The 23,620-nt window shown below is 45.6% G+C and carries 21 protein-coding genes; 8 read left to right on the top strand and 13 right to left on the bottom strand.

Annotation, left to right across the window (positions count from 1 at the left end; translation table 11 throughout):
• Window positions 1-7 precede the first annotated feature (7 nt).
• Window positions 8-592 (bottom strand): tRNA-uridine aminocarboxypropyltransferase, encoded by a 585-nt coding sequence (locus ACK8OT_RS16620; protein ID WP_410197631.1) that lies wholly within the window; start codon window positions 590-592, stop codon window positions 8-10.
• Between ACK8OT_RS16620 and rrtA the strand changes: the two genes are divergently transcribed.
• Complete coding sequence (rrtA, locus tag ACK8OT_RS16625; protein WP_410197632.1) at window positions 591-1,199, top strand: rhombosortase; 609 nt, start codon at window positions 591-593, stop codon at window positions 1,197-1,199. The two genes, ACK8OT_RS16620 and rrtA, sit on opposite strands and share 2 nt — an antisense overlap.
• Window positions 1,200-1,215: 16 nt before the next feature.
• On the opposite strand, the gene pyrF is transcribed toward rrtA, so the two are convergent.
• The 11 genes from pyrF to gyrA form a co-directional block, all read right to left on the bottom strand.
• Window positions 1,216-1,917 carry an orotidine-5'-phosphate decarboxylase gene (gene pyrF / locus ACK8OT_RS16630; protein WP_410197633.1) on the bottom strand — a complete coding sequence of 234 codons (702 nt, stop codon included), beginning with the start codon at window positions 1,915-1,917 and terminating at the stop codon, window positions 1,216-1,218.
• A 1-nt stretch (window position 1,918) separates the two neighbouring features.
• Window positions 1,919-3,088: a lipopolysaccharide assembly protein LapB gene (gene lapB, locus ACK8OT_RS16635; RefSeq protein WP_410197634.1), complete on the bottom strand. Its 1,170-nt coding sequence runs from the start codon at window positions 3,086-3,088 to the stop codon at window positions 1,919-1,921.
• A 6-nt stretch (window positions 3,089-3,094) separates the two neighbouring features.
• Entirely contained in the window at window positions 3,095-3,382 is a 288-nt protein-coding gene (locus tag ACK8OT_RS16640; protein WP_410197635.1) for a LapA family protein, read from the bottom strand.
• A gap of 123 nt (window positions 3,383-3,505) precedes the next feature.
• A complete protein-coding gene (gene ihfB, locus ACK8OT_RS16645; protein WP_410197636.1) occupies window positions 3,506-3,796 on the bottom strand; it encodes an integration host factor subunit beta in 291 nt (96 codons plus the stop codon).
• Window positions 3,797-3,975: 179 nt separating this feature from the next.
• Complete coding sequence (gene rpsA, locus ACK8OT_RS16650; protein ID WP_410197637.1) at window positions 3,976-5,652, bottom strand: 30S ribosomal protein S1; 1,677 nt, start codon at window positions 5,650-5,652, stop codon at window positions 3,976-3,978.
• Between the two features lie 123 nt (window positions 5,653-5,775).
• Window positions 5,776-6,465 (bottom strand): (d)CMP kinase, encoded by a 690-nt coding sequence (gene cmk, locus ACK8OT_RS16655; RefSeq protein ID WP_410197638.1) that lies wholly within the window; start codon window positions 6,463-6,465, stop codon window positions 5,776-5,778.
• 227 nt (window positions 6,466-6,692) lie between these two features.
• On the bottom strand, window positions 6,693-7,706 hold the full coding sequence (gene fbp, locus ACK8OT_RS16660) for a class 1 fructose-bisphosphatase (protein ID WP_410197652.1): 1,014 nt from the start codon (window positions 7,704-7,706) through the stop codon (window positions 6,693-6,695).
• A gap of 150 nt (window positions 7,707-7,856) precedes the next feature.
• Window positions 7,857-9,137, bottom strand: a complete 1,281-nt coding sequence (aroA, locus tag ACK8OT_RS16665; protein WP_410197639.1) for a 3-phosphoshikimate 1-carboxyvinyltransferase — start codon at window positions 9,135-9,137, stop codon at window positions 7,857-7,859.
• Window positions 9,138-9,148: 11 nt separating this feature from the next.
• Window positions 9,149-10,252, bottom strand: coding sequence for a histidinol-phosphate transaminase (gene hisC, locus ACK8OT_RS16670; RefSeq protein WP_410197640.1), 1,104 nt, complete (start codon window positions 10,250-10,252; stop codon window positions 9,149-9,151).
• A gap of 2 nt (window positions 10,253-10,254) precedes the next feature.
• The gene (gene serC / locus ACK8OT_RS16675; RefSeq protein ID WP_410197641.1) at window positions 10,255-11,349 is read right to left on the bottom strand and encodes a 3-phosphoserine/phosphohydroxythreonine transaminase; all 1,095 of its coding nucleotides are present in this window, start codon (window positions 11,347-11,349) and stop codon (window positions 10,255-10,257) included.
• A 59-nt stretch (window positions 11,350-11,408) separates the two neighbouring features.
• Window positions 11,409-14,099 (bottom strand): DNA topoisomerase (ATP-hydrolyzing) subunit A, encoded by a 2,691-nt coding sequence (gene gyrA, locus ACK8OT_RS16680; RefSeq protein ID WP_410197642.1) that lies wholly within the window; start codon window positions 14,097-14,099, stop codon window positions 11,409-11,411.
• Window positions 14,100-14,294: 195 nt separating this feature from the next.
• Here gyrA and ubiG point away from each other — a divergent pair, with 195 nt between their 5' ends.
• The 6 genes from ubiG (at window position 14,295) to ACK8OT_RS16710 (ending at window position 20,467) form a co-directional block, all read left to right on the top strand.
• A complete protein-coding gene (gene ubiG / locus ACK8OT_RS16685) occupies window positions 14,295-14,996 on the top strand; it encodes a bifunctional 2-polyprenyl-6-hydroxyphenol methylase/3-demethylubiquinol 3-O-methyltransferase UbiG (protein WP_410197643.1) in 702 nt (233 codons plus the stop codon).
• A gap of 485 nt (window positions 14,997-15,481) precedes the next feature.
• Window positions 15,482-17,758, top strand: coding sequence for a class 1a ribonucleoside-diphosphate reductase subunit alpha (gene nrdA / locus ACK8OT_RS16690; protein ID WP_410197644.1), 2,277 nt, complete (start codon window positions 15,482-15,484; stop codon window positions 17,756-17,758).
• Between the two features lie 55 nt (window positions 17,759-17,813).
• On the top strand, window positions 17,814-18,950 hold the full coding sequence (gene nrdB, locus ACK8OT_RS16695) for a class Ia ribonucleoside-diphosphate reductase subunit beta (RefSeq protein WP_410197645.1): 1,137 nt from the start codon (window positions 17,814-17,816) through the stop codon (window positions 18,948-18,950).
• Window positions 18,950-19,231, top strand: a complete 282-nt coding sequence (yfaE, locus tag ACK8OT_RS16700; protein ID WP_410197646.1) for a class I ribonucleotide reductase maintenance protein YfaE — start codon at window positions 18,950-18,952, stop codon at window positions 19,229-19,231. The genes nrdB and yfaE overlap by 1 nt, the downstream gene beginning before the upstream one ends.
• Window positions 19,232-19,309: 78 nt before the next feature.
• Window positions 19,310-19,963, top strand: coding sequence for a pyridoxamine 5'-phosphate oxidase (pdxH, locus tag ACK8OT_RS16705; protein ID WP_410197647.1), 654 nt, complete (start codon window positions 19,310-19,312; stop codon window positions 19,961-19,963).
• A 111-nt stretch (window positions 19,964-20,074) separates the two neighbouring features.
• Window positions 20,075-20,467 (top strand): hypothetical protein, encoded by a 393-nt coding sequence (locus ACK8OT_RS16710; RefSeq protein WP_410197648.1) that lies wholly within the window; start codon window positions 20,075-20,077, stop codon window positions 20,465-20,467.
• Here the strand turns inward: ACK8OT_RS16710 and ACK8OT_RS16715 are convergent.
• On the bottom strand, window positions 20,462-21,850 hold the full coding sequence (locus tag ACK8OT_RS16715) for a cobyric acid synthase (RefSeq protein WP_410197649.1): 1,389 nt from the start codon (window positions 21,848-21,850) through the stop codon (window positions 20,462-20,464). The two genes, ACK8OT_RS16710 and ACK8OT_RS16715, sit on opposite strands and share 6 nt — an antisense overlap.
• Window positions 21,851-22,031: 181 nt before the next feature.
• On the opposite strand from ACK8OT_RS16715, the gene ACK8OT_RS16720 reads away from it, so the two are divergent.
• On the top strand, window positions 22,032-23,537 hold the full coding sequence (locus tag ACK8OT_RS16720) for a hypothetical protein (protein WP_410197650.1): 1,506 nt from the start codon (window positions 22,032-22,034) through the stop codon (window positions 23,535-23,537).
• Window positions 23,538-23,620 lie beyond the last annotated feature (83 nt).

Consider the following 23,620-nt stretch of genomic DNA (forward strand, 5'->3'; position numbering starts at 1 on the left):
TCAGCTCCTACTCATACCGCAGACTGCGCACGCTTGGTGGCATTTGCTGCAATTGGAAATCTATCATGGCATCAAAGGTACGAAGCAGTGCCGTGTACTTTGCTTCATTGCCTTCAAGCTGACTCATTAAGTAATACCCTGCCTCCACACTGGATACCCCTTGCGCTTTGTTCGATTTACGAATGCGATATTGACTCGGTTGCTTCACCGCGATACCAACCCGGGGTAATTGCTGTAATGCTGGGTTTAGCTGAAGCAAGCGAAACGCTTTTTTCCAGCTACCATCGAGTAAGATGAACTGACTATTATCGGCAAATTTACCCTCACCCGCACTAATAACAGGCTCACTTGAGGGATATAAGAGATAAGTCGGCGCCTCTACTAACTTCTCTAATGAGATAGTTTCACTGCAGATCAACTCACATTGGCTTAGGCTCAAACTTAAAATTCTTGCACTGCCAACGGCTTTGTTTGCTTCACTGGGATGCTGTAATATGATCAACTTATATTGATTGTTAATCTCGGTGATAAGCTTACAAATACAGGCAACTTGTGCCTTATTGCAGCGATTGCACCATGGCCGTTCAGACATGTTTTTCCTTACTGGAGCGAATGATTTAATGCGCGCTTGCTTGTTAACCCTTGGTGTTACCTTAGCCCTCATGGTGTTAACCATGTTAAATCAACCATGGAGCGAACAATGGCTGATATTTTACCGTCCTGAGCTGCCAGCTCAAGCTTGGCGTTTTTTAACCGCCTCGTTTTGTCATACCAATACCAATCATTTGCTGGTTAATAGCCTAGGTTTACTGATGATTTGGCTATTATTTAAACGCCACTTTCATTGGCAAAATTTAACCCTATTAATGCTCATCACAAGTTTAGGTGTGAGTATCGGGCTATGGTTTTTTGATCCCGATGTGGTTTGGTATGTTGGGCTTTCGGGTACCTTGCACGGCCTATTTTGCTACGGAGCTTGTAAAGACGTGGAGCAAAAAATTCGCTTCGGTTGGCTGCTTTGTCTTGGTATCGCGTTAAAGCTGGCGTTAGAACAATGGGGGCCGCCTCAGCAAGCTATGGCTGCGTTAATTGACGCTAACGTGCTGGTCAATGCCCACTTGTATGGGGCAATTGTGGGGATCATGTATTACTTAATCATGCGCTATCAAGCAGCGTTAACGCAGGTTAAAGCTGCTTAAATAGCCTAGTACCAGATTATGCACGGAGGCTTTGATTGATGTCTGCTAACACTTGGGCTGGGTTGGCCGCTTGTGTAATCGGGCGACCAATCACTAAATAATGCGAGCCTGCAGCCATCGCCTCAGCTGGAGTCATGATACGGCGTTGATCGCCGGCATCACTGCCTGCGGGTCTGATGCCTGGGGTGATAAGTTTGAAATCGTTACCTAAGGTTTCACGTAACATACTGGCTTCTTGCGCCGAGCACACTACCCCATCTAAACCCGAGTCTTGGGTTAAGCTGGCTAAACGCTTCACATGCTCTTGCGGCGACACATTAATGCCTATTTCGGCTAAGTCTTGCTGCTCCATGCTGGTCAGCACAGTTACCGCAATAAGCAGGGGAGCATCTTTACCGTAACTTTCCAAAGAGGCTTTAGCAGCTTCCATCATACGACGGCCGCCACTGGCATGAACATTTACCATCCAAACACCGAGATCGGCTGAGGCGGCGACGGCCTTGGCCACCGTATTTGGAATATCGTGAAATTTTAAATCAAGGAATAGATCAAATTTACGATCAACTATTTGTTTCACCAAACTCGGCCCAAAGTGGGTGAACATTTCTTTACCAATCTTTAGACGACAACTTGCAGGGTCAATCTGATCAATAAAACTTAACGCTGCATGCTGATCTGCATAATCAAGTGCGACTACTACTTTTGGGTCGGTCTGCATTCTATTCTCCATCTAATCCACGTATCGGTTTTACTGAGCCCCAAGTTTTACAAGAAGGACACTGCCAATAGATTGAGCGGGTGGCAAAGCCACACTTTCTACATCGACAACGGGGGCTCATTTTTAACTGCTCTAACACTAATTTTCTTAAACTATCTAAACTGGTTTTTGCTCTGCCTTCTTCTGCCAATTCTAGGTGAAACACCATTAACTGGTAAAATCCTTTCATCGTCGGGTTTTTAACCAACTGCTTAGCGACAGCGGCTTCACCACTTTCAATGCCTTGGTGTTCGGCAATGTATTGTGCGATTTTAATGCCGACGCTGGCACCCGCCCCTTTGTTCCAAACGTGGTCGAGCCATTCAATCAAGGCTTGTTGATCTTTACTGGCATTAAAGCACACCGCCAAACGCTCAATAATTTCGCTGACAAAATCAATATCTTGCTCTGGAACTTGCGATAAATATTTAAGTGCTTGCTTGTATTCTTGTTGCTCAATATACACATCCGCCAAGCCGATGCTGGCGCGCACACATTTCTTATCAACTTGAAGCGCCTTTTTTAATTCCGCAATTGCGCGTTTATCATCTTTGTTTTCATGGGCTTCATTGGCTAACTCACAATGAAAATGGGCAATATCTTTAACTGCAGTCTTAACTTGGCTTTTTTCGAGTTGTTGAGCCACCTTGATGGCTTTTAACCACTCTTTGGTTTGCTGATAGATATGCAAGAGTTGTTGCAGCGATTGGATCTTATAATCAGGCTCAAGCACCAATTGGAGGAATAAAGCTTCACTGCGATCAATTAAACCCGCGGCATTATAATCCTTCGCCAGTTGCAACATGGCCAAATGCTTTTGCTCGGCAGTCAGTGAAGGTCGTGCAATCAGGTTTTGGTGGATCCGAATGGCTCGGTCTACCTCACCACGTTGACGAAACAAATTTCCCAAAGCAAGGTGGGTTTCTATGGTTTCGCTATCAACTTCAAGTAAATCAATAAAAAGATCAACCGCTTTATCGGGTTGATCACTGAGTAGAAAGTTAAGTCCAGTAACGTAGTCGCGACTGAGTTTATTGGAATTTCTTTGCTCACTCTGATGAAGCCCTCGCCGCCCCATATACCAACCATAACCCGCGGCAATGGGTAACAACAAAAATAGCAGCTCAAGCATCGAGGTTTAATCCTTAAGCGGAAGCTTCCTTAAATGTGCCAACTCTTCACTCTGACGCGTCACTTTCTTCGATAAACGTCGATTACTGATTTTCAATTTAAGGTACAACATACTGCTGATCCCCGCGCCTAGCGCAAATGCAATACCAAAGGTAATTGCAATAAGCACAGATAAACGGATATCAGATTGTGCTATCAGATAATTGAATGTCACCATTGCGTCATTCTTTAATCCAACAAAAATAGCAACAGCGAATAGGAGTGCGAGAATAATAAAGGTTAATAGCGCTTTCACTTGGCCTCCCCAAGCCCATCAAAATATAACACTACAAGAGTGGCTAGATTACACTAAATCCAACTCGTATCCTATTGTTGGGCAATAAAAAAACGGCACTAGGCCGTTTCTTAATAATCTTTATTATGCACCAAGGCTAGCGTTAACACGCTCTCTTAACTCTTTGCCTGGTTTAAAATGCGGAACATACTTGCCATCCAACTCCACTTTCTCACCCGTTTTCGGGTTGCGACCAACGCGTGGTGCACGATAGTGTAGTGAAAAACTGCCAAAACCTCGAATCTCAATGCGATCGCCTGAGGCGAGAGTTTCAGTCATTTGCTCTAGGATTTCTTTAATCGCTAGCTCGACTTCTTTAGCTGAAAGATGCAAATGTTTGCTAGTGAGTCGTTCGATGAGATCTGACTTTGTCATAGGTGCTCCCATGGGTTAAAAACTGTTTACGCTACTGCTTACGCTTGTGCAGAAACAATAAGAGGGGCAAAGCCCCTCTTCTGACTCTGTAACTACTTATTCAGTAACTATTTTTTAGTTTACTCTAAGTAGCCCAGTTTACAAATAACAGGGTATAAAAATTTACCCTTTATTTATAATTAGTCGTTTTTAGCCGCTTTGAAAGCTTCAGCCATTGCGTTGCTGAATGCGCCTTCGTCTTGCTGCTTGCTGTTTAGGCCTTCGATAGCTGCTTTTTCTTCAGCTTCATCTTTAGCACGTACAGATAAGCTTACGATGCGGTTCTTACGATCAACACCAACAAACTTAGACTCTAGATCGTCGCCTACAGAAACAACAGTTGTTGCATCTTCAACGCGGTCACGAGAGATATCAGCTACGCGGATGTAACCTTCAACGCCTTCAGCAAGTTCGATTTTAGCGCCTTTAGCGTCAACTTCGATTACTTTACCTACTAATACAGCGCCTTTCTTCTTATCAGCGATGTAGTTGTTGAATGGGTCTTCAGCGATTTGCTTGATACCTAGGCTGATGCGCTCGCGCTCTGGGTCTACTTGTAGAACCACAGCTTCGATTTCGTCGCCTTTCTTGAATTCACGTACTGCTTCTTCACCTGCTACGTTCCAGCTGATGTCAGATAGGTGAACTAGACCGTCAATGCCGCCGTCAAGACCGATAAAGATACCGAAGTCAGTGATTGACTTGATCTTACCGCTAACACGATCACCTTTGTTGTGAGTGCTAGAGAAAGATTCCCAAGGGTTAGCAATACATTGCTTAAGACCTAGAGAAATACGACGACGCTCTTCATCGATATCAAGAACCATAACTTCAACATTGTCACCCACGTTAACAACTTTAGATGGGTGGATGTTTTTGTTAGTCCAATCCATTTCAGAAACGTGAACTAGACCTTCAACGCCTTCTTCGATTTCAACGAAACAGCCGTAGTCAGTTAGGTTAGTTACGCGACCAGTTAGCTTAGTGCTTTCTGGGTAACGGTTAGCAATTGCTACCCATGGATCTTCGCCTAGTTGCTTAAGACCTAGTGAAACACGAGTGCGGTCACGGTCGAACTTAAGAACTTTAACGTTGATTTCATCACCTACGTTAACGATTTCACTTGGGTGCTTAACGCGTTTCCAAGCCATGTCAGTGATGTGTAGTAGACCGTCAACACCGCCAAGATCAACGAATGCACCGTAATCAGTAAGGTTCTTAACGATACCTTTAACTGATTGGCCTTCTTGTAGGTTTTCAAGTAGTTCATCACGCTCTGCACTGTTTTCAGTTTCGATAACAGCACGACGAGAAACAACAACGTTGTTGCGTTTTTGGTCAAGCTTGATAACTTTGAATTCTAGGTCTTTGTACTCTAGGTGAGCAGTATCGCGAACTGGGCGAACGTCTACTAGAGAACCAGGTAAGAAAGCACGGATACCGTTTAGTTCAACAGTGAAACCGCCTTTAACTTTACCATTGATAACACCAATAACAGTTTCTTGCTCTTCGTAAGCTTTCTCAAGAACGATCCACGCTTCGTGGCGCTTCGCTTTCTCACGAGATAGCTGAGTTTCACCGAAACCATCATCTGTTGCGTCAAGGGCTACGTCTACTTCGTCACCTACGCTAACTTCTAGCTCACCAGCAGCATTTTTGAACTGGTCAACAGAGATAGGAGATTCAGATTTAAGACCTGCATCTACAAGTACGATACCGTTTTCGATAGCAACGATTGTACCTTTGATGATCGCACCTGGGCGCGTTTCGATTTCGTTTAAAGACTCTTCAAAGAGTTGAGCAAAAGATTCAGTCATGTTATTAGACACTTTTAAGTTAATGACAACCACTCATGTTCCATCGCGAGTGGGGTTGCTGTACAAAGTTCATTCCATCCTTAGAACAAACATTAATAAGGCCAAGCCATGCCACTGGCACGGTTAAGCCATATTGAGATTCAATTTCTCGTTCACATAGTCAACGACTTTAGTAACTACTTGATCAATATCAAGTTCTGTTGAGTCGATAACCAATGCATCATCGGCTGGTTTTAACGGCGCCACAGGTCTATTTCTATCTCTGTGATCTCGCTCTTCAATCTCAGCCAAAAGATGCGCGATATTAACATCAAAGCCCTTGACTTGCAATTGCTTATAGCGTCGCTGGGCGCGGGCTTGCGCGCTGGCATCCAGGAAGATTTTCACCGGTGCATCGGTAAACACCACGGTTCCCATGTCGCGACCATCGGCAATCAGGCCAGGCGCTTCACGAAAACTACGTTGGCGACGCAATAGGGCTTCACGAACGCGAGGAAACGCCGCCACTTTTGATGCAGCATTACCGGTTTCTTCGGTACGCAGCTCACGGCTGACATCTTCCCCTTCTAAAAACACCCTTACCCCATCAGCGGTCGGTTTGAATACGACATCTAAATGCCCAGCTAATAATGACACCGCGTCTTCATTTTCTAATTCAACATTATGATGCAGTGCAGCCAGCGCAAGAACGCGGTAAATTGCGCCGCTGTCTAATAAATGCCAGTTAAATTTTTCCGCCAATTTTTGGCATAAAGTGCCCTTGCCCGAGCCACTCGGTCCATCAATTGTGATTACTGGGGCCTTCGCCACCATACAACGCCTCCATTACGCTAAATCCAAGCGTATCTTGTCCTGCTAACGGAGCTTGCCAAATAAGAAAACATCACAGAAATAAGGCAAACTAAAATAATCGCGGCAGATTATACCCAAGCACCTCGCTATCAGCTAGGTAGAAACCAAGTTATGTGAAGGCATATAGATTTTTGCAACAATCCTAATAATATGCCTTGCACTTACAACGAATGCACTGTCGCAAGACGTTAGGCACTTTCGAAGCGATCACATTCGGCTAAAAATTGCTCGACCTTAGTCACCATCTCGGTTGAGCCGACAAAATAAGGTGAGCGTTGGTGCAATTCGGTGGGCACGATATCCATAATACGTTGGCCACCGTCACTGGCTTTGCCTCCCGCTTGCTCGGCTAAAAAGGCAATCGGATTACATTCGTACAACAGACGCAATTTACCCTGCGGTGCACTCGCGGTAGTCGGATATAAATAAATCCCCCCTTTGAGTAGATTACGATGAAAATCCGATACCAGTGAGCCGATATAACGTGAGGTATAAGGACGGTTATCTTCTGGTACTTGCTCTTGGCAAAACTTAAGGTAGCGTTTTACGCCAAGAGGAAACTTAATGTAGTTACCTTCATTGATGGAATAGATCCGCCCTTGCTTGGGCATGGTTAAGTTTTCATGGGACAAGCAAAATGTACCAATGGAAGGATCTAGGGTAAAACCGTGGACGCCATTGCCCGTGGTATAAACCAGCATGGTTGATGAGCCATAAATCACATAGCCAGCCGCAATTTGCTTGTGACCGGGCTGTAAAAAATCGGCCAGCGTCACTTCTGAGCCAATCGGTGATATGCGCTTATAAATAGAAAAGATGGTTCCGACCGAGACGTTCACATCAATGTTTGATGAGCCATCAAGGGGATCCATTAAAATCAAGTACTTACCGTTTTTCGATTTAGTACTCTGAAACGCAACGAACTCTTCCTCTTCTTCCGAGGCGACGCCGCACACTTCACCGCGCGCTTCCATGGCCGCCTTAAATTTTTCGTTGGCATAAACATCCAATTTTTGCTGGTCTTCACCTTGCACATTCTCACCACCGGCGCTGCCGACGATATCAACTAAACCCGCTTTATTGATTTCGCGGTTAACCACCTTGGCCGCCAGTCGAATGGCGCCTAACAGCTGACTCAAGCTGCCCGAGGCATCTGGGAAATCAAGCTGCTTCTCAACAATAAATTCACCTAAGGTTTTCATTGGCTGTGACATTGCGTTTACCTTGTTTCTAATTGATTAACGTTTCCCTCGCCTTTAATCCTAGTATCAACCTTGACCTAGTGTATGAGCTAAGTGCTCAAAATTACTTAATTTTTGGTACAAAAAAAGGAGCCAGTTGGCTCCTTGTTATTAGTGGCTGACTTGTTTCAGCTTATCGAAATAGTCGGGGAAGGTTTTCGATGTACATCCCGGATCGTTGATAGTGACAGGGGTATCACTTAATGCCACCAGTGAAAAGCACATGGCAATACGGTGATCATCATAAGTATCGATGGCCGCATGCGTTAACTGAGCAGGCGGGGTCACTTCAATAAAATCATGGCCTTCTACCACTTCTGCGCCAACTTTACGCAGCTCGGTTGCCATCGCCGCCAAACGGTCGGTTTCTTTTACGCGCCAGTTATATACATTGCGGATCGCAGTCGTGCCTTTAGCAAACAGCGCCGTGGTGGCAATCGTCATGGCAGCATCGGGAATATGGTTCATGTCCATGTCCACCGCCTTAAGCTCGCCCACTGATGATTTAATGTAATCATCGCCCCATTCAATCTTAGCGCCCATGGCTTCAAGCACATCGGCAAATTGTACGTCGCCTTGAACGGACTTTTTACCTATGCCCGTTACCTTGATCGTACCGCCTTTGATTGCCGCAGCGGCCAAGAAGTAAGAAGCCGATGACGCATCGCCTTCAACTAAAAAGGTACCCGGCGCGGTATACACTTGATTGCCCTTGATCACAAAGCGTTGGTAATCCTGGTTTTCAACCGACACGCCAAACTGCGCCATGATGTGCAAGGTGATTTCGATGTATGGCTTAGAAACCAGCTCACCGACAATCTCAATCGTCGTGTCTGCGTTTGCATAAGGTGCCGCCATTAAAAATGCCGTCAAAAACTGGCTTGATACCGAACCATCAATTTTAATATTGCCGCCATTTAAGCCGGTGCCCTTAATACGCAGCGGTGGATAATCGGTATTTTTAAGGTATTCGATGTCGGCTCCCGCTTGGCGCAGTGAATCCACTAAGCTACCAATCGGGCGCTCTTCCATGCGCGGCTCACCCGTTAATACGTATTCACCTTGGCCTAAACAAAGGGCTGCGCACAATGGACGCATCGCGGTACCGGCATTACCTAAAAACAGCTCCATCTCACCTTGGGTGTTAAACGCACGTCCAAGTCCTTCCACCACACAAGTGGTTTTGTCGGCCGACAACTCGTAGTTTACGCCTAATTTTTTTAGCGCATTAAGCATATGACGAATATCGTCACTGTCGAGCAAGTTAGTTAATGTGGTGGTGCCCTTAGCGAGGGCGGCCAGTAATAAAGCACGGTTTGACACGCTTTTAGAGCCTGGAAGGTTTATTTCTCCATCTACTTTCGCGATGGGATTCAGAGTTAAAGATTCCATTGATATCCTACTTATTGGCCTAGCTCGAGCACTTGGATCAGCGCTGTTTTAAAGGTTTGGTTTTCTTGTTCTGTGCCGATACTGACACGTAAGTGGTTTGGCATGCCATATCCACCGATTGGACGCACGATCACGCCTAACTGCAATAACGCTTGAAAGATTGGCATCGCATCGCGCCCCGTGTCGAAGGTAATAAAGTTACCTTTTGAGGGGATATATGGCAAATCGTATTGGCTAAAGAACTGTTCAAAGTCCGCCATGCCTTGATTATTCAGTGCCACACTTTTCGCTAAATACTCGCTGTCTTTAAGGGCTGCACACGCCGCCGCTAACGCCAAGCTGTTACAGTTAAAAGGTTGGCGTACGCGATTAAGTAGATCGGCAATCACGTCATTGGAAATAGCATAACCTACACGCAATGCGGCCAAGCCATAGGCTTTGGAAAAAGTACGGGTGATCACCAAGTTTGGATATTGCTTGATCCAAGCAACCGAATCAGCTTGCTCATCCGCGTACTCATAATAGGCTTCATCTAATACTACAATCACCTGCTCTGGCACCTTAGCCAAAAAGTCTAAAATCGCTTGCGATGACAAACAGGTCCCTGTTGGGTTGTTTGGGTTGGCGATAAAGATCATTTTGGTGTTCTCGGTGATGGCATTGGCCATGGCATCTAGATCATGACCCCAGTCTTTAGCTGGAACCGCTATCCCTTTGGCACCGATGGATTGGGTCACTAATGGGTAAACCACAAACGCATACTGCGAAAAAATAACCTCGTGATGAGCGCTAACAAAGGTACGGGCTAAAATTTCCAGCACATCATTAGAGCCATTGCCTAAGGTGATTTGGTTGGCATTGACACTGTATTTATTCGCTAAGGCTTGTTTAAGGTTAAAACCATTAGCATCTGGGTAACGGGTTAACTCAGCAAACTCAGCAGCAATACAGGCGGTTACCTCAGCACTTGGACCTAAGGGATTTTCATTGGATGCCAGTTTAACGATATTGGTAATGCCCAGCTCACGCTCTAGCTCAGACACAGGTTTGCCCGCTTGATACGGATGCAAGCCTTGAACGCCAGTATTGGCTAAAGAAATATAATCACAGCTCATTGTTAAGCCTTCCCATGCTGTTTGGCAAACTTATCCATAAAGGCCACTAAGGCTTCAACGCCCGCTTTTGGCATCGCATTATAGATACTGGCGCGCATGCCACCCACAATACGATGACCTTTTAAAGTTAATAAACCTTGCGCGGCAGATTCAGCTAAAAATGCCTCGTTTAATGACTCATCCACCAATTGAAATGGCACGTTCATCCAGCTGCGATAGGTAGGATCAACTTGGTTTTGGTAAAAATCAGAGCCGTCGATGTAGTCATAGAGTAATTTCGCTTTGGTTTCGTTGTGCTCAGCCATAGCAGACAAACCGCCTTGCTGTTTTAGCCACTGAAACACCAGACCAGCCAAATACCAGCTGTAGGTTGGCGGCGTGTTAAACATCGAATCCGACTCAGCCAGTACTTTGTAATCTAGGATAGAAGGAATGGCTTGACGCGCTTTACCAATCAAATCATCACGCACGATGACTAAAGCTAACCCTGATGGGCCAATATTTTTTTGTGCGCCTGCGTAGACTACGCCAAATTTACTGATATCAATTGGGCGAGACAAAATGGTCGAGCTCATATCTGCCACCAAAGGCACATCGCCAGTGTCAGGGATGCTGCTGATTTCTAGTCCTTCAATGGTCTCATTAGGACAGTAATGCACATAAGCGGCATTGGGATTTAACGGCCATTGGCTGCTATCACGCAGCGAAGCTTGACCCGCGGCATTGGTTTCACGGATATCAATTTCATTGATCTTGCCGTGCTTTTTCGCTTCTTCAGCCGCAGACTGCGCCCACTGGCCAGTGATAATGTAATCCGCTTCAAGCTTCTCACCAAAGAGATTCAGCGGCACAGCAGCAAACTGTCCTCGGCCACCACCTTGGCAAAACAGCACTTTATAATTATCTGGAATATTGAGTAAATCCCGAAGATCTTGCTCTGCCTTATCGGCTAAGGCGATATAGTCTTTACTACGGTGGCTGACTTCCATCACAGAGACATGTAAGTCATTCCAATTACGAAATTCCGCTTGCGCCTGCTCCATTACAGCAGGAGGTAGCATGGCAGGACCTGCACAAAAATTATAAACCTGAGTCATTCTCTTGTTCCGAAAAATAAAACGAGCGGCAAAAGCCGCTCATTTTTCATTGTTGTTGATTATTCTTGTTCCGTCGATTCATCATCCGGTGGAAGCTGCTGCTCAGCACCTCCCTCGGCAGAGACTTGCTCTATTTCTGTTTCATCTTCTTCGACTTCTTCAATCCGCTGTAAGGCAACTACGTGCTCACCTTCACTGGTACGAATTAAGGTTACACCTTGGGTATTACGTCCGACCACTGACACTTCATCAACACGAGTACGAACTAAGGTACCTTTGTCAGAAATCAGCATAATGTCTTCCGACGCTTCAACTTGAACCGCACCGACCACCTTACCGTTACGCTCACTCACTTTAATCGATACCACGCCTTGGGTCGCACGACCTTTGGTTGGGTATTCTGATTGCGGCGTACGTTTACCATAACCGTTTTCGGTTACGGTTAAGATGTCACCTGACTGGTTAGGTACGATCAATGAAACCACTTTTTGGTCATCGCCAAGTTTGATCCCGCGAACACCCGTTGCCGTGCGGCCCATAGGACGTACGCCGCGGAAACGAATTTCAGGCTCGCCGTTTTCGTCTAGTACGGGATTACCGTCTTCATCGATCACTGGCGTTTCTTCAGACTCTTTAAAGCGCACCACTTTACCGGCATCAGAGAACAACATGATTTCACTGTCACCATCGGTGATAGCGACGCCAATCAATTCATCGTCATCGCGCAAATTAATTGCAATCAAGCCTGAACTACGCGGTTTGCTGTATGCGCTTAATGCGGTTTTCTTAACCGTGCCCGAGGCTGTTGCCATCAGGATAAACTTATCATCTTGGTATTCACGTACCGGCAAGATAGCGGTAATACGCTCGTTTTCTTCCAGCGGCAAAATATTGATGATTGGACGACCACGTGCGGCACGTGAAGCCAGCGGCAATTGATACACTTTTAGCCAGTACAACTTACCACGGCTTGAGAAACACAAGATGGTGTCATGGGTATTGGCTACCAATAGACGCTCGATGAAGTCTTCATCTTTCATCTTAGTCGCTGCTTTACCTTTACCACCACGGCGCTGCGCTTCGTAATCCGTTAACGGCTGATACTTAACGTAGCCTTCGTGAGAAAGCGTCACCACCACATCTTCTTCTGGGATCAAATCTTCCATGTCGATGTCACCGCTCATGGCGGTAATTTCGGTGCGACGCTCATCGCCGAATTGATCGCGAATTAGCTCAAGCTCTTCACGGATAACCTCAACCAAGCGCTCTGGGCTGTTTAAGATATGCAATAGCTCTGCAATTAGCTCAAGCAGCGCCTTGTATTCATCAAGGATCTTCTCGTGCTCTAGACCCGTTAACTTATGTAAACGTAAATCAAGGATCGCTTGCGCTTGTTGCTCGGTTAGGAAGTAACCGTCATCACGAATACCGTATTGCTCTTCTAACCAATCTGGACGCGCCGCATCCACACCCGCACTTTCGAGCATGGCAGCCACATTACCTAGCTCCCAGCCACGCGCTTGTAAGGCAATTTTTGCCTGCGCTGGGGTTGAAGATTCACGGATCAGCTCAATCACAGGGTCGATGTTCGCCAGTGCAATGGCTAAACCTTCCAAGATATGCGCGCGGTCGCGTGCCTTACGTAATTCAAAAACAGTACGGCGAGTTACTACTTCTCGGCGGTGACGAATAAAGCTCTCTAGGGTTTCTTTTAAGGTAAAGATTTTGGGTTGGCCGTTTTCCAGCGCCACCATGTTAATACCAAAAGAAACTTGCATTTGAGTTTGCGCATAAAGGTTGTTAAGTACAACCTCTGCCACATCACCACGCTTAATTTCAATACAAACACGAATAATACGCGTTGATTCATCGCGAATTGCACTGATGCCTTCGATTTTCTTTTCTTTGACCAGTTCAGCGATTTTTTCAATCAAACGTGCTTTGTTTACCTGATAAGGTAGCTCATGCACTATGATGGTTTCGCGACCTGTTTTAGCATCGGTTTCAATATCAGCGCGGGCACGAATACGCAGTTTACCGCGACCTGTGGTGTAAGCATCCACAATGCCTTTACGACCAGCAATAATGCCGTGGGTCGGGAAATCTGGGCCTGGGATATAATCCATTAACTCGGCAACCGTCAACTCACTGTTTTCAATCAAGGCTAAACAGCCATTGATCACTTCAGTTAAGTTATGAGGCGGAATATTGGTTGCCATACCGACCGCGATACCCGATGAGCCGTTAACCAGCAGGTTTGGGATCTTAGTAGGTAATACCGCAGGAATTTGTTCAGTACCATCATAGTTAGGTACAAAGTCCACGGTTTCTTTATCTAAATCGGCCAATAACTCATGGGAGATTTTGTCCATGCGGATTTCGGTATAACGCATCGCCGCAGCGGAGTCGCCGTCTACCGAACCAAAGTTACCTTGACCATCAACTAGCATGTAGCGCAGCGAGAAGTCTTGCGCCATACGAACAATTGTATCGTAAACCGCTGTATCACCATGAGGGTGATATTTACCTATTACATCACCTACCACACGGGCAGACTTTTTATAGGGTTTGTTCCAATCATTGCCCAGTACACTCATGGCGAACAAGACGCGGCGATGAACCGGTTTTAATCCATCGCGTACATCAGGAAGTGCACGTCCAACAATGACGCTCATGGCATAATCGAGATAAGATGTTTTCAGCTCATCTTCGATATTTACCGGCGTGATATCTTTTGCAAGATCGCTCATATAAGCCTAAATCCCTAAATCTAATAATTTCGGTGTGATTTGACGAGGACGGGATTCTAGCACATTTTCATGGCAGAGACAGAGGGAGGTAGGACACATAACCTGCAACTTTTTTGAAAAAATGGCTTTTTTCCGATCCATCGCCGCATATAATAAGTACAAAATTCACAAATGATGAAAAAAGCAGCAAAAATCATGAATGTAGATGCACAAGAAATTGCAAAATTTGAAGCCATGGCTAGCCGTTGGTGGGATTTAGAGGGAGAATTTAAGCCGCTTCACTTACTGAACCCCACTCGGCTCGATTACATCAATCGCGGTTGCCAAGGTTTGTTTGGCAAAAAAGTGCTCGACGTTGGCTGCGGCGGCGGTATTTTAGCCGAAAGCATGGCTCATAAAGGCGCCATAGTGACGGGATTAGACATGGGCACAGAGCCCCTTGAAGTCGCGCGTTTACACGCCCTCGAAACCGGCGCTAAATTAGATTACATTCAAACCACGGTCGAGCAACATGCCCACGAAAACCCGCACAGCTATGACGTGGTCACTTGTATGGAAATGCTTGAGCACGTCCCCGACCCGGCTTCGGTTATTCAAGCTTGTAAGCAATTAGTTAAACCCGATGGCGTGGTATTCTTTTCAACCATCAACCGCACCGCTAAATCTTATCTAATGATGATTATTGGCGCTGAATACCTATTACGTTGGGTTCCCAAAGGCACCCATGAGCACCATAAATTTATCCGCCCTTCGGAGCTATTAAGTTACACCGATGCCGCCAACCTGCAGTGCACTAACTTAACAGGGGTACACTACAACCCAGTCACCCAAGGTTTCTTTTTAGCGCCAAATGTTGACGTCAACTACATGTTGATGACAAAACCTTTGGCTGAGTAAATAAAAACATCAATTTTTGATGATGCGCACAAATTTAGCCTTTGTTAGTAACGCTAAATTAACCCTAACTTTTCCATGTGCTTTCACCAAGCCTCGTCGCTCCTTAGATTGCTGCGCAGGCTTGGTTGTTGGCTTTTTAAGCAACCGAACAAAATAAATTTTTTTTTCATTTTAGGGAAAAAAGGACTTGAAATTCACTTGTTCTAAACCTGCTTGGAGATCAATGGTTAGTCGTTACTAACCTAGCTAATTTTTTCACACTTTATCCACAAGTTATGATCAACTTGCCCCCTTGCAAAAACGGCCTTACCTCATTATCTTGTACTAAAATAAAATACAAACACTATATATTGTGGTTGCAGCATTATTAAAACACTAGAAACCTTCTTTTTACATCAGCCCTGAATTTGCATATTTGGGTTGATTATTTTTGTTTTAATAATTTTGCACTTTCGATAACTTAATTTTTCAAAAGGCGTTATGCGATGAATAAAAATCTGTTGGTCACCAAACGTGATGGCACTAAAGAAGCGATAGATCTAGATAAGATCCACCGCGTAATCACATGGGCAGCAGAAGGATTAAACAATGTATCTGTGTCTCAGGTAGAATTGAAATCCCACATCCAATTTTATGACGGCATCAAAACCGAGCATATTCACGAAACCATCATCAAAGCGGCTGCCGATCTGATTTCGCCGCAAACGCCTGATTACCAATACCTATCTGCCCGTTTAGCTGTATTTCATCTACGTAAAAAAGCCTATGGCCAATTTGAGCCACCGCATTTATACGACCACGTAGTAAAAATGTGTGAAATGGATAAGTACGACCGCCATTTACTGAATGACTACAGCCAAGATGAATTCAATCAAATGAACGACTTTGTTGATCATTGGCGTGATATGAACTTTTCATACGCAGCGGTTAAACAACTGGAAGGTAAATACTTAGTACAAAACCGTGTAACCGGTGAGATTTTCGAAAGCGCCCAGTATTTATATGTACTTGTTGCAGCGTGCCTGTTCGCAAACTACGACAAATCAATCCGTATGGATTACGTGCGCCGTTTCTACGATGCGATTTCAACGTTTAAGTTATCTTTGCCTACACCGATTATGTCGGGTGTGCGAACACCTACACGTCAGTTTAGTTCTTGTGTATTAATTGAAACGGGTGACAGCCTAGATTCCATCAATGCTACCGCCAGTGCCGTGGTGAAATACGTATCACAACGTGCGGGTATTGGTATTAATGCGGGTCGTATTCGCGCCCTAGGCAGTGAAATTCGTGGTGGTGAAGCGTTCCATACCGGTTGTATTCCGTTTTATAAGTATTTCCAAACGGCGGTAAAATCATGCTCACAAGGCGGTGTTCGCGGCGGCGCAGCCACCGTGTTTTACCCTATTTGGCATTTAGAAGTTGAATCGCTACTGGTGCTTAAAAATAACCGCGGCGTAGAAGAAAACCGCGTACGTCACTTAGATTACGGTGTACAGCTAAGTAAACTGTTCTACACACGCCTGATTAAAGGCGGCACAATTAGCTTGTTCAGTCCATCTGACACCCCTGGCCTGTACGATGCGTTCTTTGAAGACCAAGAAAAATTCGAGCAGTTATACCAGCAATATGAACAAGACAGCAGCATTCGTAAGAAGACCCTAAAAGCGACTGATTTATTCTCTTTGTTGATGCAAGAGCGTGCCAGCACAGGTCGTATCTACATCCAAAACGTCGACCACTGTAATACCCACAGTCCGTTTGATAGCAAAGTTGCACCAATTCGCCAAAGTAACTTGTGTCTTGAGATTGCACTGCCAACTAAACCACTTGAACACGTTAACGATGAAAATGGTGAAATTGCCCTTTGTACGCTATCAGCATTCAACCTTGGCGCGCTTGAAAACTTAGGTGAGCTGGAAGAGCTATCTGATTTGATCGTTCGCGCCCTAGATAGCCTATTGGATTATCAGGACTACCCTATTCCGGCTGCACGTACCAGCAGTTTAAACCGTCGTACTTTAGGTGTCGGTGTGATTAACTATGCGTACTACCTAGCCAAAAATGGCGTGTACTACTCAAACGGCAGTGCCAACAACCTAACCCATCGCACCTTTGAAGCAATTCAATATTACTTGCTTAAGGCGTCCAATGGCTTAGCAAAAGAGAAAGGCGCGTGTCCGGCATTTAACGAGACCACTTACTCGCAAGGTATTCTGCCTATTGATACCTACAAGTCTGATCTTGATAATATCTGCACCGAGTCGCTGCATTTAGATTGGGAAGCCTTACGCGAAGAAATTAAAACCCATGGCCTACGTAACTCAACCTTGTCGGCATTAATGCCGTCAGAAACATCAAGCCAGATTTCAAATGCGACTAATGGTATTGAACCGCCGCGCGGTTATATCAGTATTAAAGCCAGTAAAGATGGTATTTTAAAGCAAGTGGTGCCTGAGTATGACCGCCTCAAAGATAACTACGAGTTGCTGTGGAACATTCCAAGCAACACAGGTTACCTTGAGCTCGTGGGCATAATGCAAAAGTTTGTCGACCAAGCGATTTCGGCCAATACCAACTATGATCCGGCCAAGTTTGAAGGCGGCAAGGTGCCGATGAAAATGCTATTAAAAGACTTACTCACCGCATACAAAATGGGACTTAAAACGCTTTACTACCACAACACCCGTGACGGTGCGGCGGACGACCAGTCTGACTTGCAAGCCGACGATGGTTGTGAAGGCGGCGCGTGTAAAATCTAATCCACTCGGGAGGCCTAGCCTCCCTTAATATTGTTGTATTTCGAGCAAAAACAGAATGAATAAGTACACTACCTTTTCAAAAGTACAAAATAATGCCCTAACCGAGCCGATGTTTTTTGGTAATCCGGTCAACGTGGCACGCTACGATCAGCAAAAGTTTGAAATTTTTGAAAAATTAATTGAAAAACAACTTTCATTCTTTTGGCGTCCAGAAGAAGTTGACGTCAGCCGTGACCGTGTAGATTTTCAAGACTTACCCGAGCACGAGCAGCACATTTTTATTTCTAACTTAAAGTATCAAACCCTGTTAGATTCGATCCAAGGTCGCAGCCCTAACGTGGCTTTGCTGCCGTTAGTGTCATTACCTGAATTAGAAACCTGGATTGAGACTTGGTCTTTCTCCGAGACAATCCATAGCCGCAGCTACACGCACATTATTCGTAACCTATTCACTAACCCAAGTGAAGTGTTCGATGATATCGTCAGCAATGAAGAAATTCTAAAACGCGCCGACGATATTGCTTGTTACTATGATGATTTGATCACGGCGACTCAGTTCTACCAACTGCACGGTGAAGGTGAATACACTCACCCTGATGGCCGCGTCGAACTCATTACCCAGCGTGAAATCAAGCGTAAATTATTCTTGTGCATGAACTCGGTTAACGCCCTTGAAGCCATTCGCTTTTATGTTAGCTTTGCCTGTTCATTTGCCTTTGCCGAGCGCGATTTACTTGAAGGCAACGCCAAAATCATCAAGCTGATTGCCCGTGATGAAGCGCTACACTTAAATGCCACCCAGCACATCATTAACTTATGGCGTGATGGCGCAGATGATCCTGAAATGGCCGAAATTGCCAAAGAATGCGAGCAAGAAGCCATCGACATCTTTATGCGCGCCGCGCAGCAAGAAAAAGAATGGGCCGAATACCTATTCAAAGACGGCTCTATGATTGGCCTAAACAAAGACATTCTGTGTCAATACGTTGAGTACATTGCCAACGTGCGCATGCAAGCCATCGGCTTTAAGGCGCCATTTGACACTAAATCTAACCCGATCCCGTGGATCAACAACTGGTTAGTCAGTGACAACGTGCAAGTCGCACCGCAAGAATCTGAAATCAGCTCTTACTTAGTTGGCCAAATCAATGCTGACTTAGACGCTGACGACCTAGAGGATTTTGAACTGTAATGACGAAAAAGATGGTCATCAATGGCGTGTGCTTTAAAACAGACAGCTCTCGCTCATTACTTGAAAACCTTGAACAACAAGGCATTCAAACCGAATATCAATGTCGGGATGGCCATTGTGGCGCTTGCCAATGTCAACTTAACAGTGGCTCGGTGCAATATCGCAAAGAGCCGCTGGCTTATGTGCGCAAAGGCCAAGTACTTACCTGCTGTGCCATTGCCACCAGCGACGTTGAACTCACCATAGCCGAAGCTAAATTACCGCTAAAATTAACGGGTTAAACCAAGAAGCTCTTGATTAATCCAACCTTGTATTTATAGTTAGCATTATCTTGCCAACTCAATCTAGGCCACCGCATTATGTCATTACTGACCAAGCTAAAATGTGCACTGACATTAGGACAGGGCGTGTTACTTGACATGCCTGAACTACAAGCCACCGACAACCCCTTTGAATTTTTTAAACAATGGCTAAAGCAAGCCGAAGATGCAGGCATCATTTTGCCTGAATCCATGTCGGTAGCAAGCTGTACGCCCGACGGTCGCCCTTCTTCTCGTATGGTGCTACTCAAGGAAGTCGATGATCGCGGTTTTGTGTTTTACACCAACTACGGCAGTCGTAAAGCTCAGCAGCTTGATGCCAACCCACATGCCGCGTTACTGTTTCATTGGAATATTTTACAGCGCCAAGTGCGTATTGAAGGCCGCATTGAACGCGTCACATTTGAAGAATCACAGGCCTATTTCCACTCTCGAGGCCGAGGTAGTCAGATTGGCGCATGGGCATCTCATCAAAGCGAGGTAGCGCAAAGCCGCCAAGAGCTGATGGACAAGGTAAAACACTTTGAACAAAAGTTTGCGGGGCAAGAAGTGCCACTGCCTGAATTTTGGGGCGGGTATCGCGTGATCCCCGAGCGCATTGAGTTCTGGCAAGGTAAAGCCGACCGCCTACACGACAGGTTTGATTACCAAAAAGACGGGGACAGCTGGAAGGTGGTTAGGCTTAATCCGTGATCCACTTATTGATGAAAAATCGCTGTGCGCTTTCTTTACATCCTCAATTAGCTAAGTAATAGTTAGGGTTCATTCTCACCCTATAATTAAAAAATTAATTACGAGGTCAGTATGTCAAAAGCGCACGGCAAAGCAGAAGTCAAACTCGTCAACCATATTATCTACTGTAAATTAAGCGGCAGTTTTAATGATTTGGGCTGTCGCCAATATACCCAGCAAGTAAAGCAATGCATTACAACGCTCAATGAACAGCCATTTGCCATGTTAATTGACGATCTAGAATTAGAAGGCGGCACACCAGAAGCTTACGAACAATTACAAGCATACAACGAATGGTTAACGACTCAAGCCATCATTGCCAAAGCATTTATCATAAAAAATAAAGCTACTCAACAAATCATATTGCAGCGCAGCCCCGCCTTATTAGCGCAAAATATCGCCTTTTTTCAACAATATGATGATGCCGTTCATTGGTTAGAGCAAGCCTTAGCCCTGCACCTATAGCCAGCCGTCGCGCTCAAACTGCAACGCTAATTTTTCCAATTCCAAATCAATCACCTGACGCCAATCTTGGGTAGGTAAATCTTGACCTAATTGATTAACAAACCAACTCATAAACCCAGCGTTATCAAACGCGCCATGCAGGTAGATACCAAACACATTATTACGCTGCCACCCCAAATTAGGCTGTAAGAAATCACTCACAGAGCCATGTTGTCTGGTTTGACCGTGGTGAATTTCATATCCCGTAATGTTTTGGCCTTGCCAATTAAAATGCACTTGTGAAGTGGCCTTGATCGCAGCTAACTCGGTGGTCAGTGGTAATAGCCCAAGCCCAGCAAAATCGCCTGCTTCTAGCTGATTAGGATCAAGCAGCTGCTCACCTAAAATTTGCAATCCACCGCAAATTCCTAAGACCAGCTTACCCGCTTTCGCCACCTTAATAATCGCCTGATCTAAGCCGGTTTTGACCAAATAAGCCATACTCGCACCGGAGTTTTTACTGCCAGGCAACACGATGGCATCAAAGCGTGACAAATCCTGTAGCTCGCGGATCACCGACACATTCACCCCAACTTGATGAAACAAGGGATCAAACTCGTCCATATTGGCGGCATAGGGATAAATCAGCAGGGCAATATTCAATTCACCCTTAACAAAGCTATCTTGACCACGAAACGCATCTTCTTCGGGTAAACGGTGATCGTACATAGGAATATTGGCCACCGTAGGAATACCGGTTTTGGCTTCTAACCAATCCATGGCATTGCCCAGCAGTTTAGGATCGCCGCGAAATTTATTCAGCACAAAACCTTTAATTAAACGCTGCTCTTCTTCGGCTAAACAAGCCCATGTACCTAATAAATGGGCGAAAGAGCCGCCGCGATCTATGTCTGAAATTAAATACACATCGGCTTGGGTTTCCAGCGCGACCGCCATGTTGACAATATCACCTGCGCGCAAATTAATTTCGGCAGGGCTACCCGCCCCTTCAATCACTAACTGATCATAATCGGCTTGCAAGCTCGTTAACGCCCGCGTGACATGTTGCCAAAGCACGGATTTGCGTTCCATCCACGGCATCGCCGAAATAGCCTTATCCGCCACGCCATTCACTATCACTTGACTAAAGGTATCGGCACTCGGTTTAAGCAAAACCGGGTTCATCCGTACATCGGGCACAGCGCGGGCGGCTAACGCTTGTAAATATTGCGCTCGGCCAATTTCTAGCCCTTCGGGGGTCACGGCCGCATTATTGCTCATATTCTGGGCTTTAAAGGGTGCCACCTTGACACCTCGATTCGCTAATACCCGACAAGCCGCAGCGGCGAGTAATGACTTACCTGCATCGCTGGTACAGCCCAGTAACATAATGGGTTTCGCCATTTCCATCCCCTTTACTAAAAAAGCGCCATGATACTCATATTCAAACCTAGGTTAAACCTTATTTGAAACCAACCAGTTAGTGCTAAAGACGAAATCTGATTAATTAAATGCCAGGATCTCACTGGTTGAGAGGGCGGATTAAACTAACCTTAATACTGTATAAATAATCAGGTTAGTTATTATGTCTTGCGTGCCTTATCTCAATTTAACCCTAGCGGCTCCCTCGGCCATACTATTAGCACTTTATAGCAGCGCGCCACTGGCGGCTTGCCAAGCTCAATTACAGGCGTATTTAACGGCGCAAACCCAAGCCTATGAAAGTGGCCAAGACTGCATTTCTGACGCCGAATTTGATCGGTTAAATCAGCTGCTAACTAAGCCCGTTTCTAGCTTGAATCAACCTATTGCTGGAGCTTATGTGGGCCACCAGCAACCGATGAAAAGCTTAAATAGCACCACCTCAAGCCGGCAATTAGATGACTTTTTAATCCCCTTGTTAGAAGCGCGGCAACCCCTGATAATTCAGCCTAAATTTGATGGTATCGCCGTCGAGCTAATCTATCACCAAGGGCGTTTGCATCAAGCCAGTACCCGAGGCGACGGAGCCAGAGGCAAAGACATCACAGCCTTGATCCGTTTATCAAGCCAGATCCCGCAGCGACTATCCCACCCTGTCGATGCCGTCATCTATGGCGAGCTATTTATGCCCAAACAACACTGGCGCAAGATAAACCAAGCAGAAGCCATCAATTACAGCAGTGCTCGCCAAGCCACCGCCGCCCTAGCCCATCAGCAAACACCTACAGCGGAACATGCCCGTGGGCTTAACTTTTATCCCTATCATCTGGCCCAGCCTGAACTTAGCAATGAATCGCAGCGGCAAACCAAATTAACTCAGCTCGGTTTTACACAAGTGGCGGATCTCACCCACCCCATTGCATCAAGCGCACAAGCCCAACAGTGGCTAGCCCACTGGCAACAACAAGCGCCATTAGATGCCGATATTGACGGCGTGGTGATAAAACTCAGTAGTCAACAATCTCGCCTCAGCCTAGGTGAAAATCGCCAATATCCCCATTGGGCAATGGCCTACAAGCCTAAGGCTAAACAACATTTGGTAAAAATTGAGAAAGTGAGTTTTAGCGTGGGAAGAACGGGGAAAATTACCCCTTTGTTACATTTTGAGCCAATCCAATTAGGTGATAAAACCGTGGCTAAGGTGTCGGCTTACTCACTGGATTATCTAAACCAACACGGCCTAAGCATAGGCAAAGAGGTCAACATTAAACTCGCCAGTAAAACCATTGCCACCTTAGTCACACCACCTACTCAAGCGCAATCCAATGGACACAGCCAGCAAGCAGACTACGCGGTCCCTTATGTCAAAGCTGGGCTTTGCTTAACCCCAAGTTTTGGCTGCCAGCAGCGATTTAAACTGCAAGTGCGCTACACCGCAGCCAAACTAGGATTACCCAAAGCTACCCTTACCCAGTTAAATAAACTGATGCAGAAAAACCAACTGCACAGCATAGTAGAGCTGGCTCCGTTTTATCAGGCGGCTCATCAAGCTCAATTAAGTCAAAGCTTGTTAATCAGCCACTTAAGCGGCCATGCTAGGGATATACAACAACAAGATAAACACGAAATCAGCCGGCAATTTTTACGTTTGCAACACCCAGATTTATAGGTGTTCAAAGACAAAAGTGGTTTTTTGCCCCCTTGTAGGAGCCGAGCTCGCTCGGCGAAAAATAATTACCTGAGCAAACCCTA

Source organism: Motilimonas thetidivivens, from assembly GCF_046452435.1.
GTDB lineage: Bacteria > Pseudomonadota > Gammaproteobacteria > Enterobacterales > CBDFNC01 > Motilimonas.

Coding starts and splice junctions, on each gene's coding strand:
- ihfB (WP_410197636.1), bottom strand. CDS start 3,796: ATGACAAAGTCAGATCTCATCGAACGACTCACTAGCAAACATTTGCAT.
- aroA (WP_410197639.1), bottom strand. CDS start 9,137: ATGGAATCTTTAACTCTGAATCCCATCGCGAAAGTAGATGGAGAAATA.
- nrdB (WP_410197645.1), top strand. CDS start 17,814: ATGAATAAGTACACTACCTTTTCAAAAGTACAAAATAATGCCCTAACC.
- ACK8OT_RS16620 (WP_410197631.1), bottom strand. CDS start 592: ATGTCTGAACGGCCATGGTGCAATCGCTGCAATAAGGCACAAGTTGCC.
- pyrF (WP_410197633.1), bottom strand. CDS start 1,917: ATGCAGACCGACCCAAAAGTAGTAGTCGCACTTGATTATGCAGATCAG.
- rpsA (WP_410197637.1), bottom strand. CDS start 5,652: ATGACTGAATCTTTTGCTCAACTCTTTGAAGAGTCTTTAAACGAAATC.
- gyrA (WP_410197642.1), bottom strand. CDS start 14,099: ATGAGCGATCTTGCAAAAGATATCACGCCGGTAAATATCGAAGATGAG.
- serC (WP_410197641.1), bottom strand. CDS start 11,349: ATGACTCAGGTTTATAATTTTTGTGCAGGTCCTGCCATGCTACCTCCT.
- rrtA (WP_410197632.1), top strand. CDS start 591: ATGTTTTTCCTTACTGGAGCGAATGATTTAATGCGCGCTTGCTTGTTA.
- yfaE (WP_410197646.1), top strand. CDS start 18,950: ATGACGAAAAAGATGGTCATCAATGGCGTGTGCTTTAAAACAGACAGC.
- ACK8OT_RS16710 (WP_410197648.1), top strand. CDS start 20,075: ATGTCAAAAGCGCACGGCAAAGCAGAAGTCAAACTCGTCAACCATATT.
- hisC (WP_410197640.1), bottom strand. CDS start 10,252: ATGAGCTGTGATTATATTTCTTTAGCCAATACTGGCGTTCAAGGCTTG.
- fbp (WP_410197652.1), bottom strand. CDS start 7,706: ATGAAAACCTTAGGTGAATTTATTGTTGAGAAGCAGCTTGATTTCCCA.
- ACK8OT_RS16720 (WP_410197650.1), top strand. CDS start 22,032: ATGTCTTGCGTGCCTTATCTCAATTTAACCCTAGCGGCTCCCTCGGCC.
- ubiG (WP_410197643.1), top strand. CDS start 14,295: ATGAATGTAGATGCACAAGAAATTGCAAAATTTGAAGCCATGGCTAGC.
- lapB (WP_410197634.1), bottom strand. CDS start 3,088: ATGCTTGAGCTGCTATTTTTGTTGTTACCCATTGCCGCGGGTTATGGT.
- pdxH (WP_410197647.1), top strand. CDS start 19,310: ATGTCATTACTGACCAAGCTAAAATGTGCACTGACATTAGGACAGGGC.
- cmk (WP_410197638.1), bottom strand. CDS start 6,465: ATGGTGGCGAAGGCCCCAGTAATCACAATTGATGGACCGAGTGGCTCG.
- ACK8OT_RS16715 (WP_410197649.1), bottom strand. CDS start 21,850: ATGGCGAAACCCATTATGTTACTGGGCTGTACCAGCGATGCAGGTAAG.
- nrdA (WP_410197644.1), top strand. CDS start 15,482: ATGAATAAAAATCTGTTGGTCACCAAACGTGATGGCACTAAAGAAGCG.